Genomic DNA, 13,733 nt, shown 5'->3' on the forward strand with positions numbered 1-13,733 from the left:
CTCGCTCTTTGTTTTGAGTGGCCTGCCGATCCGATCCGTCCGCCGCGAAGTGCGGCGAACCTCTGGGCAAAACACTAGGGCAAAGGTGGTGTTCGATCGAATGCTGTTTTTCGACCTGGGTGTTGCTGATACGGCTACGGCGGCTTGGCATATGTCGACGAGGTTGCCCACGCCGGGTCGTTGCGAAGGGCGGCGGTTGGCGGGCAGCGGGCGGCGGACCGCCTGAACATGAATGCATCGGCGCTGCAACGACACATCCGGGACCGGCTTGCGGCACGCCTGATCGATGACCGTGACGTGGCGTCCGGCTCGCTTGTGCTGGGGCAGTCGCGCGGGCGCGGCATGTCGGTGGCGGTTGCCAAGTTCGTGGATCAGCTCTCGCGCCGGCTGCATGAGTTGCGGAGCATGCCGACGCTGAGCGGGCTGTAGTGGCGCCCGTCGCGCGCAGATACGATTCGTTTTCGCATCATACAGCGGCGCCGACGCGGTTGCCACGCAACCGTATCGGTGGTCGGATGACGAGGTATTATGCGACAGGCCGCGATGTCCGATCCGATCACCGAAGAACTGTTCCGCAACGCGATCTCGGCGATCGGCGATGAGATGGTGCTGACGATCTATCGCACCGCCTATTCCGGGGTGCTGAAGAACATCATGGATTACAGCGCGGCGATCTGCGATGCCTGCGGCCGGCTGGTGGCGCAGGGGCTGTCGTTGCCCGGCCATCTGTGCTCGATCCCGGTGGCGTTGCAGGCGGTGCTGGCGCATTTCGGCGACGATGTGTGGCCCGGCGATATCTTCATCAACAACGACCCCTATGACGGCGGCATGCATTTGCCGGACATCTTCATCTTCAAGCCGTTGTTCGCATCAGGGGAGCGATCGGGGGAGCGGTCGGGGGGCCAATCCGAGCGCCCGATCGGCTATGCGGCGACGATCTGCCATCACACCGATGTCGGCGGACGGGTGCCTGGGTCGAATGCCTCGGACAGTCTGGAGATCTATGCCGAGGGGCTGCGGATACCGCCGCTGAAGCTGTATGAACGGGGCGAGCCGAACACCACGCTGTTCCGCATGATCGAGCGCAACGTGCGGCTGCCCGGCCGGGTGTTCGGCGACATCCGCTCGCAGCTCGCGGCCTGCGAGATCGCTGCCCGAGGGATGGCCGACCTGGTCAACCGTTACGGTTCCGAGCAGGTCACCGCGTTGATGGTTTCGATGATGGACTATTCCGAGCGGCTGACCCGGCAATGCCTGATGGAGCTGCCGGACGGCGAGGCGAGCTTCACCGACTGGATCGACGACGACCAGATCGACATCGGCGTGCCGATCCCGCTGGTCTGCACCATTCGCAAGCGTGGTGATTCGATGGAGGTCGATTGGACCGGCAGCGCGCCGCAGGTGAAGGGCGCGATCAACAATACATTCAGCTATACAGCGGCGATGAGCTTCACCGCGGTGAAGTCGGTGCTGTCGGTCAACATGCCGAACAACGACGGGGTGTTCCGCCCGATCAGGATTATCGCGCCGCCCGGCACGATTACCAACGGCAAGCTGCCGGCGGCCTGCGCGGCGCGCGGGTTGACCGGGTTTCGCGGCGTGGATTGCGCCTTCGGTGCGTTGGCACAACTTTATCCCGACAAGGTGTTTGCTGCCTCCGACGGTGGCAACACCGGGTTGACCATCGGCGGCTACGACAAGGCGCTCAATCCGTTCATCTATGTCGATTTCATTTCCGGGTCGTGGGGTGCCAGGCCTTGGGCCGATGGGCTTGATGGCAACACCTGCATGTTCGCCAACATGGCGAGTTTCTCGGTCGAGGTGATCGAGGCGGAAAATCCGCTGGAAGTGCTGGACTATGAATTCATCCCCGACAGCGGCGGGGCGGGTCGCTTTCGCGGCGGGATGGCGCAGCGCAAGACCTGGCGGATGCTGGCCGACGAGGGGGTGCTGCAGGTGCGCGCCGACCGCCAGACGCATCGTCCGTATGGGCTGTGGGGCGGCGGCCCGGGGGCGCCGGGGCGGAACGTGATGCATCCGGGTTCGGCCGGGGAAACCAGGCTGCACGCCAAGATCACCATGAACCTGAAGCGCGGCGAGGTGTTCCGCCACGAACTGCCGGGCGCGGGCGGTTGGGGTCCGGCGCTGGAGCGCGATCTGGAGCTGGTGGCGCGTGACCTGCGCGACGGGTTGGTAACGATTGCCGCCGCCGCGCGCGACTACGGCGTGGTCGCCGCGGGGGATCCGCCGATGATCGATGCCGCCGCCACCGAGGTGCTGCGGGGGCGGCTGAAAGCGGAACGAACACCGCTGCCGGCGGTGGCCTGGGAGCCCGCTTCGTGAGTGTGCGGATCGGCATCGACATCGGTGGCACGTTTACCGACCTGGTCGCGATTGCCACCGACGATGGCGCCGCGGACGGGGGCGCCGCGGACGGGGGCGTGACGACGCATAAGACGCTATCCACTCCGCCCGACTACGGCGATGGCATCATCGAGGGCCTGCGTGTCCTGCTGGCCGACCGTCCCGGTCCGGTGGCCGACGTGCTGCACGCCACCACGGTCGGATCGAACACCGTGCTGCAAGCCAGCGGCGCCAAGACCGCGCTGATCACCACGCGCGGCTTCCGCGACATCCTGGAAATCCGCGATCTGCGCATGCCGGTGCTGTACGATATCGGCTGGACCAAGCCGCGTGCGCTGGTGGAGCGCCGGCTGCGGCTGGAGGTGAGCGAAAAGATCCGCCCCGACGGGTCGGTCGCAATCCCGCTGGACGCCGCCAGCCTGGAGCCGGTGCTGGCGATGCTGCGCGCCGAACAGGTGGTGAGTGTCGCCATCTGCCTGCTGCACAGCTACGCCAATCCGGCGCACGAGCGAGCCGTCGCCCGCGCCGTGCACGCCGCGCTGCCCGATATCGCGATCTCGGTCAGCAGCGACATCCTGCCCGAGATCAAGGAATATCCGCGCACCAGCACGACCGTGATCAACGCCTATGTGCAGCCCACCGTGCGGGCCTACATCACCGCGCTGGACGCCCGGCTGCGGGGCCTGGGGATCGCGGCGCCGCTGCAACTGATGCAATCCAATGGCGGCCTGGCGTCGGCCGCGTTCGCGGCCGAGTGTCCGGCGCATATCATCGAATCCGGCCCGGCGGCCGGCGTCGTCGGTGCCGCTGCCCTGGCGCGGCGGCTGAACGAGCCGCGGATCATCACCTTCGACATGGGCGGCACCACCGCCAAGGCCGGATTGGTGGAGAACGGCGAGGTGCTGCGCACCGAGGCGATCGAGGTCGGCGGCGGGGTCATGGCCGGATCGCGACTTCTGGTCGGGGCCGGCTACATGCTGAAGCTTCCCGCCATCGACCTGGCCGAGGTCGGCGCCGGCGGCGGGTCGATCTGCCGGCTGGACAGCGCCGGTGCGCCGAAGGTCGGCCCCGCGAGTGCCGGCGCGGCGCCTGGGCCGGTGTGCTACGGACGAGGCGGCACCGCGCCGACCATCACCGACTGCAACCTGGTGCTGGGGTATCTCGATCCGGGTGGATTGACTGGGGGGTCGATGCGGCTGGACCTCGATGCGGCGCGCGCCGCGATCGGGCAGCAGCTTGGCGAACCGCTGGGCCTGTCGATCGAGGCGGCGGCGCACGGCATGCTGCGGCTTGCCTCGGCCACGATGATGCGGGCGATCCGGGCAGTGTCGGTGGAGCGCGGTCGCGACCCTCGGCAATTCGCGCTGCTGGCGTTCGGCGGCAACGGGCCGCTGTTCGCCGCCGGGCTGGCCGGCGAACTCGGTATCGGGCGGATCATCGTCCCGCCGTTGCCGGGGGTGTTCAGCGCTTTCGGGCTGCTGGTCGCGGATGCCGAACACCATGGGCGACAGACCGTGCGGGTGCGGCTGGACCAGGCGGACCCGGGGCGGATCGGCGCGATCCTCGATGACTTGACCGCGGCGGCGGCGCGGCGGCTGCGCGGCGACGGGTTCGCGGCGGACCGGCAGCGCTTCCGACGGGCTGCCGCAGCCCGTTACGCCGGGCAATCGAGTGAGATCGAGGTTGCCTTGCCCGACGGTGCGATCAGTGCGGAGACGATCGCCGTTCGGTTCGCTGACGAGCACGAGAATACCTATGGCTTCCGCGCTCCGGCCGGCGAACCGGTCGAACTGGTCGGACTGTCGGTGTCGGCGCGCGGGCTGTCGGAGCAGCCGCGTTTGCCGGGCCGGATAGCGCCATTCGGCCAGTCGGTGCCCCCAAGCCGGCGCATTTGGCTGCCCGATGATGGCTGGGTCGATACTCCGGTGACCGATCGGGCCGGGCTGGTGACGCCTACCGTCGGGCCGCTGATCGTGCAGGAATACGATGCCACCTGCCTGGTGCCGAAGGGCATGACCGCGAGCGTCGATGATTTCGGCAATATCCGGCTGCGGGCGGGTTAACCAAAGGAACGACCATGATCGAAGAAAACCGCGATCTCACTACCCGGGCGGGCGCAATGGAGACGTTTATCGTCCATCCCGATCGCCAAGGCCCGCATCCCGTGGTCTTCCTGCTGATGGATGCCCCCGGCATTCGCGAGGAACTGTATGACATGGCACGCCGGCTGTGCAGCGTCGGCTACTACGTCGTGCTGCCAAATCTATATTACCGTGCCGGCAGGGACACCAAGTATGGACCGGACGTAACCACCAAGGGCAGCCCCGAGCAGGCGCGGATGCGGGCGGTCCGGACCAAGATGAGCATTCCGCCGGTGATGCAGGATTTCGCCGATATGCTGGCGTTCGTCGACTCGCAGCCGGCTGCCAAAGCCGGCGTGGTCGGCACGCACGGCTATTGCATGAGCGGACCGTACTCGCTGGCGGCCGCCGCTCGGTTCCCCGACCGGGTCGCAGCCGCCGCGTCGTTCTACGGCACCTGGTTGGTGAGCGAGAACGAGGAGAGCCCGCATCTGAATCTGGGTAAGGCCAACGGCGAACTTTATATTGCCTGTGCCGAACACGACGAACTGGCTCCATTGCCGATGGTTGCGGAGCTCAAGGGGCTGTTCGACAAATCCGGCAATAGCGGGGAACTGGAAATGTATCCCGGAGTCCACCACGGCTTCGCATTCCCGCAGCGCTGGTGCTACGACAAACCGGCCGCCGAACGGCATTGGGAGCGCCTGATCGCCTTGTATCGCCGCCGGCTCGGCTGAGGTGGTTGTTCGCGCGGATCACGGTCCGCAACCTGGACCTGGGAACCCTTGCGCACAGCCGATGGTGACGAAGAATTAGGTTGTGCGGGCCGGCTGGCCGTCGTCGTTGTTCTCCAGCACGCTCTCGACGTAAATCATGCGCACCGCGACGGTTGTTGCCGCCGTCAGCGGCGTGGCCAGAATCAGTCCCATGATGCCGAACAAAGCGCCAAGCACGGTCTGCGACAGAATGGTGAGTGCGGGCGGCAGGTCGACGGTGCGCTTCTGTATCAGCGGCGCGATCACGTTCCCCTCCAGCGTTTGCACCATCGCGAACAGGACGGCGACGTACCACGCGGTTTGCGGCGAATGGGCCACCGCGACAGCCAAGGCCGGAACGGCTCCGGCCAAGGCGCCGATATAGGGCACGAAATTGAACAGCCCGGCGATCAGCGCCAGGGTCAGCGCAAGCGGGACACCCAGGAAGAACAGACCGGTTCCGGTCAACACGGCCACCACGATCATGTCGGCGAGCTGCCCGAGGAACCAGAGCTGTAAGGTGTTCCCCAGGCCCTCCATCACCTCGTGCCCGCGCGGTCGCCAGGTCGGTGGCAGCAGTCGCAGGAATCCGCCGACGTAGGTCGAAGGCGAGGCAGCCAGGAAGATACCAGTGGCCAGGATCACCACCAGATCGCCGCCGACCCCTATGGTTGAGGACGCCATGCCGGGCACCATCGACGACAGACTGCTCAGCACCGAGCCGGCCTTGGCCTTGATCTGCGGCATCAACCGCTGAATCAGCGGGTTGTCCTGCACGGTCTGCCATATGTGCTGGACCTGTTGGCTGACGGTATCGGCAACGGTGGCGGCCTGGGCGGTCACGCGCGGGCCTTGCAGCCAAAATCCGCCGCCGACCAACAGCGTGATCGCCACGATCACCACGCACAGCCACAGACCGGTTGGAAGTCCCAGACGCCGATGCAGCCAATCCGCCGCGCCGTGCAGAACGCAGGCGACAAGGATGGCGGCGAAAATCAGCAGCAGGACGTCCTGCAACAACCTGGCGGCCAGCAACAGCAGGGCGCCGACGGCGACCGCGCGCAGCGTGCGGTCGATGCCGCGAAGCCGGTCTCGAGGCACAAGAGCGTTCATCCGCGCATCTATGGCGGAGAAACGCGTCGAACGCGAACCGCCATCAGCGCGATGGGTCAGTGCGGCCGGTCAGATCATGCGCTCAGATTATCCGCTGGGCCGGCGACGTCGATCAGTCCCGACGCCGCCATCTTCTCGCGTGACTGCCGCATGTTTTCGCCAACCGCCAGCGCCGCCGCCAGCGCCCGCCGGCCCACCGCGGCATCGACCAACACCGGCGCACCATCCAGCACCGAGGCGGCGAACGCCGCGTGTTCGGCCGCGAGCGAGTCATGATCGTCCCACGACACATCCTCGTGGGCGAAGCCGGCAATCCCCGGCACCGGTTGCTGGCCCCCCGGCGGGCTGCCGGCTTCCGCTGGAACGCGAGCGATCACCGTCAACTTGCGGGCCGAAAAATCCGCTGCGATGTAACAATCTTGCCCAAAAATACGCATTCGCCGTTCGGTCCGCGGCGAGATCCGACTGGCGGTGATGGTGGCCACCGCGCCGTTGCGGAATCTCAGCCGGGCATTGGCGATGTCCTCGTGGCGGCTGGCGACGGCCGCACCCAACGCATCGACACTGTCGATTTCGCTGTCGACCAGGGCGAGGACAAGGTCCAGGTCGTGGATCATCAGATCCAGAATGACGGAAACGTCGGTGCCGCGTGGCTTGAACGGTGCGATCCGGGTTGCCTCGATATAGAGAGGCGCGCCGATCCTGCCCGCCATGGCCTGGTAGGCGGCGGAAAATCGCTCCAGATGGCCGACCTGCAACACCAGGCCGCGCTGTTTCGCCAAGGCGCCGAGTTCATCGGCCTGTGCCAGGGAGGCGGCAATCGGCTTCTCGACCAGCACGTGTTTGCCGGCGCTGAGCGCCTGGGCAGCCAAGCTATAGTGTGCCTCGGCCGGGGCGGCGACGATCAGCGCATCCGATAGGTTCAGCAGATCCTCGAAGCAGACCTGCTTGGCGCCGGCCTCCCAACCTACGGTCTTGGCCCGTTCCAGGTCAGGATCGAAAATACCGGTCAGACGGCAGCGGCTGGACGCGGCGACCTTCAGCGCATGGTAGCGGCCGAAGTGGCCGGCGCCCGCGATCCCGATCCGAAGCTTTGAATTCGGCATGGAAATCCCCGGTCTTGAAGCAGAATCATCGTCGATGCCTGCGCAGACAGGCGCGGCCTCGTAGCCGTGTCAAGCGCGTTTCGGTGACGCCCGGCGGTGGTCGCCTGGGTAATTTGCTGGAATCGATGCTCGCCATGTGCTCAATCAGGGTCGCATTTGCGTGAGGAACCCGACACGTGCGTATAACGATGATTGGTGGCGGCTATGTAGGCCTCGTCTCCGGAGCCTGCTTCGCGGAATTCGGCACCGAAGTCACGATCGTCGAGACCGATGCTCGCAAACTCGCCGCGCTGCGCGAGGGGCGGATGCCGATCTACGAGCCGGGCCTGGAACAGCTTGTGGCGGAAAATGTCAAGGCCGGCCGCCTGGCCTTTGCCGGCGACCTGGCCGCCGCGGTGGACGGGACGGAGGCGGTATTCATCGCCGTGGGGACGCCGACCAGGAGAGGCGATGGGCATGCCGATCTGACCTACGTTTACGCGGCCGCCGAGCAGGTGGCTCGGGCTTTGACCGGCTATGCGGTGATTGTCACAAAATCCACCGTTCCGGTCGGCACCGGCCGTCACATCAAGCAAATCGTCGGCGCGGCCCGTCCCGATCTGGAATTCGACGTTGCCTCGAATCCCGAATTTCTGCGCGAAGGTAACGCCATCGGCGACTTCATGCGGCCGGATCGAGTGGTGATCGGTGCCGAATCCGACCGCGCCAAGGACGTGATGCGGCGGCTTTACCGTCCGCTTTACCTGATCGAGGCACCGATCGTTTTCACCGCCATCGAGACGGCGGAACTGACGAAATATGCCGCCAATGCGTTCCTGGCGATGAAAGTCACGTTCATCAACGAGATCGCTGACCTCTGCGAGAAGGTCGGCGCGGACGTACACGACGTCGCGCGCGGCATCGGGCTGGATGGCCGCATCGGCCGCAAGTTCCTCCATCCCGGCCCGGGTTACGGCGGATCCTGCTTCCCCAAGGATACCTTGGCGCTGGTTCGCACCGCGCAGGATTACGGCGCCCCGTCGCGCCTGGTGGAGGCCACCGTCGCGGTCAACGACGCACGCAAGTCCAATATGGCGATGCGGGTCATAGCCGCCTGCGGCGGGTCCGTTCGCGGCAAGACCATCGCCGTGCTCGGACTGACGTTCAAGCCGGAAACCGACGACATGCGCGACTCGCCGTCGCTGTCGATCATCTCCCGCCTGGCCGGCGATGGTGCGAGCATCCGCGCGTTCGATCCCGAGGGCATGGAGCAGGCGCGTCCTCTGTTGCCGGAACAGGTGCACTACTGCGCGGACGCCTGGGACGCGGCGGCCGGCGCCGACGCGCTGGTGTTGATTACGGAATGGAACGAATTCCGCGCGCTGGCGCCCGAGCGGCTGCGCGGTGCGATGCGCGGCGGCGTGTTGGTAGACTTGCGCAACGTCTACGATCCGGATGCCATGCGCGAGGCCGGATTCGCCTATCATGGAGTCGGGCGACCTTCGGTCTGATGGCTGATCCGACTCGCGAGTCCGCCTTTGACCTTTTGACCGCGGTCCTGGAGCGACATCGCCCGCTACAGGAGGCGTTGGACGGCTTGCCGGGGCTGGAACCACGAGACCGGTCGGCGGCGCACCGCCTTGCCGCCGCGGTGCTTCGCCGAATGGGCACGCTCGACGCGACGTTGGAACCATTTCTGCGCCGGGAACCTCCCGAACCAGTCCGCAACGTTCTGCGCATCGGGGCCGCTGGCCTGTTGCTGCTGGAAACGCCGGATCATGCGGCGGTCGGCACAGCGGTCAGCCTTGCCAAGCGCCGCGGCCTGGCGCCGTTCGCTGGTCTGGTGAACGCGGTGCTGCGCAAGGTTGCCGCGGTTGGACCAGATGCGCTGCAGGATCTGGATGTTGCAAGGCTCGATACGCCTGCGTGGCTGTGGACGGCGTGGGGCCAATCCGCCCGAGCGATCGCTACGTCGCATCAGACCGAGGCGCCGCTTGACTTCAGCCTTAAGCCCGGCATCGCGCCGCCCGTGGGAGGTGTGCTGTTGCCGACCGGAACGGTACGCTTCCCGGCCGGAACGCGGGTTGGCTGCGTGCCCGGGTTCGAGACGGGTGAGCTCTGGGTGCAGGATGCAGCCGCCGCATTGCCGGCTGGACTCCTGGCTGCCGGACCGGACGAGCGGATTGCCGACCTTTGTGCCGCGCCCGGTGGCAAGACCGCCCAGCTTGCCGCCGCCGGCGCCGCGGTGACCGCGGTCGAGCGCGACCCGGCCCGCGCCAACCGGCTGGTTGGCAATCTGGCGCGGTGGGGTCTGCACGCGGACGTGATCAATGCCGATGCGACACAGTGGATGCCTCCGCAGCCGTTCGATGCCGTGCTGCTGGATGCGCCGTGCAGCAGCACGGGTACCATTCGCCGCCACCCCGATGTCGCCCGCCTGAAGCGGCCGCGCGACGTTCAGACGGTGATCCAAGTGCAGGACCACCTGCTGCGACAGGCCGCCGGGATGCTTCGCAAAGGTGGCCGGCTGATTTACGCCGTTTGCTCGCTGCAGCCCGAGGAAGGCGCACCGCGGATTGCCGCAGCGATAGCCACGACTGGACTGAGACACGATCCGTTCCGCGAAGACGAACTAGCCGCCCTGCCCGAGGCGCTGACCAAGCAGGGTTTCATGCGCACCCACCCCGGGCTCTGGCGCGATCGCGGCGGGATGGACGGATTCTTCGCGGCGCGGCTGATCAAGGGTTGATGTTTCCTTGTGTGACAACGGTCGCGGTGGCTAGAAGCATGGCATGGTTGTTCCTGTCTCCCGGCACGTCACCGTCGCCCCGAGTCTGCTCGCCGCCGATTTCGGCCGCCTCAAGGAAGAGGTCGCCGCGATCGAAGCGGCTGGTGCCGACTGGCTGCACCTGGACATCATGGACGGCCATTTCGTGCCCAACCTCAGCTTCGGGCCACCGATCCTCGCGGCATTGCGCAAACACACGAAGATGCCGTTCGACGTGCATCTGATGATCACCCCGGTGGATCCCTACCTGGACGCCTACATCGACGCCGGCGCCGACCATATCAGCCTGCACCCGGAGGCCGGGCCGCATCTGCATCGCTCGCTGCAGCATATCCGCGATGCCGGGAAAAAAGCCGGCGTGGTGCTGAATCCGGCGACCTCGCCCGATACGATTGCCTGGGCGCTGGATCTGACCGACATCATCCTGGTGATGTCGGTCAATCCCGGATTCGGCGGTCAGTCCTTCCTGACGTCGCAATTGCCGAAAATTGCCCAACTGAGACAATTGATCGACGCCGCGGATCATCCGATCGTGCTGGCGGTCGATGGCGGCATTACCGCCACCACGGCGAAGGCCGTGCTAGCCGCGGGAGCGGACACGCTGATCGCTGGAACCTCGGTGTTCCGCGCGCCCGACTACGCCCAAGCGATCGGGGCGCTGCGGAGCGGCGCATGAACGCCTCGAGTCCGAGCCGTTGGATCCGGGGCGCGCGCAGAGCCATGGCAAGGCTGCCCAGCCTGCGGATGGGGCGGGTGCCTGACGCTCCGGCGTTGTCGGTGCGCGACCCGTGGCCCGGCGACCCCAATCGGGGCGCGCAGTTGATCAAGGGCGAGTTGCAGTTTGGCGGCGCGGTGCAGCCGCTGCGGCAAGGCGGGTGGCAACTGATTGGTGGTTCCGCGGTACTGCGGGCCGGTGCGCATGGCTTCTCCTGGCTGCGCGACCTGCAGGCCCTGGGCACCGATGCCGCTCGTTTGCGTGCCCGTGCCCTGGTGTCGGAGTGGATCGCCAACCCGCCTTCGGACGCTGTTGCGCATCGGCCCGACGTCGTCGGCGCGCGCATAACCGCCTGGCTTGGGCACTACGAGTTCTTCGCCGCCACCGCCGACGATTCGTTCCGCCAACGGCTGATGGGCCGGCTGGTGTCGGATGCGCGCGGATTGTCGGCGGCGTTGCCGGTTGAGGAACTGGACGCCCGCGCACTGACCGCGCTGAAGGGCCTGGTGGCGGCCGCGGTGGCGCTGCGGGAACAGTCTGGTTTTCTGACCCGGGCGCTCCGGTTCCTGCCGCAGGAAATCGGCCGCCAGATCCTGCCGGACGGCTGCCACGCTGAACGCAGCCCGGCGGCGCAGTTGTCGGCGCTGCAGGACCTGACCGAGATCCGCGCGCTGTTGCGAACCTCCCAGACCCAGCCGCCGCCGGTCTTGGCGCATGCGATCGAACGCATGTCGATGGCGTTACGGGTGATGCGGCACGGCGATGGCGGGCTGGCACTGTTCAACGGCAGCCGGGAGGAGACCCACGCGCTGGTCGAACTGGTGTTGACCCAGGCCGGGCAGGGTGGTCGCGGTCCTTCGGCGCTGATCGAGGGCGGCTTCCATCGGATGCAGGCCGGCCGCAGCGTGTTGATCGTCGATTGCGGCGCGCCGGCACCGCCTGGGCTGGATCGCCTGGCCCACGCCGGAACGTTGTCGATGGAACTGTCGATCATGCGCGAGCGGGTCATAGTCAATTGCGGGGCATTCGTGGCTGGTCCGCCGGAATGGCACGATGCGGCGCGCGCGACCGCGGCTCACTCGACTTTGGTGATCGGTGATCTGAACAGCAGCGAGTTGAAGCCGGACGGCCTGGGGCGGCGCCCCGAGACGGTGGAGGTGCATCGCCAGGAAGCCGCAGGAGCGCATTGGCTGGACGTGTCGCATGACGGCTGGCGGAAAACCTTCAATGCGGTTCACCGTCGCCGCCTGTACATGGCGGAAAGTGGCGAGGACATCCGCGGCGAGGACCTGATCGAGGCGCCGGAGCCGCAGCCGTTCACGCTTCGGTTCCACCTGCATCCGGATGTGCAGGCGAGTGTGCAGCAGGATGGCGCGGCGGTGCTGCTACGTTTGAAGTCCGGTACTTTCTGGCGGCTGCGCGCGGATGGCGCGCAGTTGACCCTGGAAGAAACGATCTACTTGGGGGATGCCAAACCCCGTCGCGGCGAGCAGATTGTGCTGACCGGCTTTGCTGACGGACCGCAACACATCAAATGGGGGCTCAGCAAGGAACGCGCGGGGTGAGGAACCCTGCTGTGGCGGCGTTGTGGCCGCGCCGGCATGGTGGGGCTCGGGTGTGTGGGGCACGGGTGACTGTGGTACTGGCCGCCGCGGCATCCGGGCGACATGGACTTGGCCGCCGGCGCCGGTGAAGGTCCCGGTGAAGGTCATCGAGATCACCAATGTGGATTTTTCGCTCCGGCATTTCCTGCTGCCGCTGATGCGCGCGATGCGTGCCAGGGGCCACGAAGTCGTCGGGGCCTGTGCCGAAGGTCCGTTGTTGGCCGATGTGCGGGCCGAGGGATTTCGTGTCATTGGGATCCCGTTTGTCCGCCGTCTGTCGCCGTTGGAGCATATCAGGGCATTCAAGTCCCTGGTCGCCATCCTGCGGGCGGAAAAGCCCGACCTCGTGCACGCCCATATGCCGATCAGCGGCTTCCTCGCCCGGATTGCCGCGCGCGTCGCCGGCGTGCCTCGAACGGCTTATACCTGCCACGGATTCCTGTTCAATCACGCATCCTCGTCGCTGCCCCGACGCGGGTTGTCGCTTATCATGGAATGGGCTGCCGGGCGGGTGACCGACGTGTTTCTGACCGTCTCGGAAGCTGAGGCGCGCGACGCGCGGCGTCTGCGCATCGCGCCGCTTGCCGAGGCTGTGCGCAACGGCCGCGATCCGGCGGTGTTTCATCCCGACCCGTCGACGCGTGCGCGCACACGCGGCAAGCTCGGCGTGGCGACGGATCGGGCGGTTATCATCGCGGTGTCGCGGTTGGTCTGGCACAAGGGCTATCCCGAGCTTGCCGCCGCGATGCGGTCGGTGCCGGAGGCCGAACTCTGGGTGGTGGGAGAACGGCTGGATAGCGACCGAGGGGTGGACGTCGCCGCGGTGTTGCAGGCGGCCGGCTTGGGCAGCCGGCTCCGCATGCTGGGCTATCGCACCGACGTTGCGGCGCTGCTGGCGGCCGCCGACATCTTCACCCTGCCGAGCCGGTTCGAGGGCCTGCCGATGTCGGTGATCGAAGCCATGCTGACCGGCCTGCCGGTGGTCGCGACGAATGTGCGAGGACCGGCCGAGCAGGTGGTGAACGAGGTAACCGGACTAGCGGTGCCACCGGGCGATCCGGCGGCCCTGGGTTCGGCACTTCGGCGGTTGGTGCGCGAGCCCGACTTGCGTGCCCGGATGGGCCAGGCCGGTCGGCGGCGAGCGCTGGAATTCTACGACGAGGCCAAGGTTCTGTCACGAACGCTGGACCTGCTGGGGCTGTAGGTTTATCCCGCCGCGGTTGCAGCA

The 13,733-nt window shown here is 66.8% G+C and carries 11 protein-coding genes; 9 read left to right on the top strand and 2 right to left on the bottom strand.

The annotated features are described in order from the left end of the window. Window positions 1–144: 144 nt before the first annotated feature. The 4 genes from ACQY4Y_RS09175 (at window position 145) to ACQY4Y_RS09190 (ending at window position 5,182) form a co-directional block, all read left to right on the top strand. Window positions 145–429, top strand: a complete 285-nt coding sequence (locus ACQY4Y_RS09175) for a hypothetical protein (protein ID WP_428490239.1) — start codon at window positions 145–147, stop codon at window positions 427–429. Window positions 430–528: 99 nt separating this feature from the next. Continuing rightward, entirely contained in the window at window positions 529–2,343 is a 1,815-nt protein-coding gene (locus ACQY4Y_RS09180) for a hydantoinase B/oxoprolinase family protein (protein ID WP_428490240.1), read from the top strand. Then, on the top strand, window positions 2,340–4,427 hold the full coding sequence (locus ACQY4Y_RS09185) for a hydantoinase/oxoprolinase family protein (protein ID WP_428490241.1): 2,088 nt from the start codon (window positions 2,340–2,342) through the stop codon (window positions 4,425–4,427). The genes ACQY4Y_RS09180 and ACQY4Y_RS09185 overlap by 4 nt, the downstream gene beginning before the upstream one ends. A gap of 14 nt (window positions 4,428–4,441) precedes the next feature. Continuing rightward, window positions 4,442–5,182: a dienelactone hydrolase family protein gene (locus ACQY4Y_RS09190; protein WP_428490242.1), complete on the top strand. Its 741-nt coding sequence runs from the start codon at window positions 4,442–4,444 to the stop codon at window positions 5,180–5,182. Between the two features lie 75 nt (window positions 5,183–5,257). On the opposite strand, the gene ACQY4Y_RS09195 is transcribed toward ACQY4Y_RS09190, so the two are convergent. Together ACQY4Y_RS09195 and ACQY4Y_RS09200 are read right to left on the bottom strand one after the other, a co-directional pair. Beyond that, window positions 5,258–6,313: an AI-2E family transporter gene (locus ACQY4Y_RS09195; RefSeq protein WP_428490243.1), complete on the bottom strand. Its 1,056-nt coding sequence runs from the start codon at window positions 6,311–6,313 to the stop codon at window positions 5,258–5,260. Between the two features lie 74 nt (window positions 6,314–6,387). Then, the gene (locus ACQY4Y_RS09200; protein WP_428490244.1) at window positions 6,388–7,419 is read right to left on the bottom strand and encodes a Gfo/Idh/MocA family protein; all 1,032 of its coding nucleotides are present in this window, start codon (window positions 7,417–7,419) and stop codon (window positions 6,388–6,390) included. Window positions 7,420–7,595: 176 nt separating this feature from the next. Between ACQY4Y_RS09200 and ACQY4Y_RS09205 the strand changes: the two genes are divergently transcribed. From ACQY4Y_RS09205 to ACQY4Y_RS09225, 5 genes are all read left to right on the top strand, one after another. Beyond that, window positions 7,596–8,909 (top strand): UDP-glucose dehydrogenase family protein, encoded by a 1,314-nt coding sequence (locus ACQY4Y_RS09205; RefSeq protein WP_428490245.1) that lies wholly within the window; start codon window positions 7,596–7,598, stop codon window positions 8,907–8,909. Beyond that, window positions 8,909–10,147 (top strand): RsmB/NOP family class I SAM-dependent RNA methyltransferase, encoded by a 1,239-nt coding sequence (locus tag ACQY4Y_RS09210; protein WP_428490246.1) that lies wholly within the window; start codon window positions 8,909–8,911, stop codon window positions 10,145–10,147. The genes ACQY4Y_RS09205 and ACQY4Y_RS09210 overlap by 1 nt, the downstream gene beginning before the upstream one ends. Window positions 10,148–10,190: 43 nt before the next feature. Beyond that, on the top strand, window positions 10,191–10,862 hold the full coding sequence (rpe, locus tag ACQY4Y_RS09215; RefSeq protein WP_428490247.1) for a ribulose-phosphate 3-epimerase: 672 nt from the start codon (window positions 10,191–10,193) through the stop codon (window positions 10,860–10,862). Window positions 10,863–10,906: 44 nt separating this feature from the next. After that, entirely contained in the window at window positions 10,907–12,466 is a 1,560-nt protein-coding gene (locus tag ACQY4Y_RS09220; RefSeq protein ID WP_428490248.1) for a heparinase II/III family protein, read from the top strand. A gap of 136 nt (window positions 12,467–12,602) precedes the next feature. Continuing rightward, entirely contained in the window at window positions 12,603–13,709 is a 1,107-nt protein-coding gene (locus ACQY4Y_RS09225; RefSeq protein ID WP_428490249.1) for a glycosyltransferase family 4 protein, read from the top strand. The last annotated feature ends 24 nt before the right edge of the window (window positions 13,710–13,733 follow it).

This window comes from Rhodopila sp. (assembly GCF_965277165.1).
Taxonomy (GTDB): Bacteria; Pseudomonadota; Alphaproteobacteria; order Acetobacterales; family Acetobacteraceae; genus Rhodopila.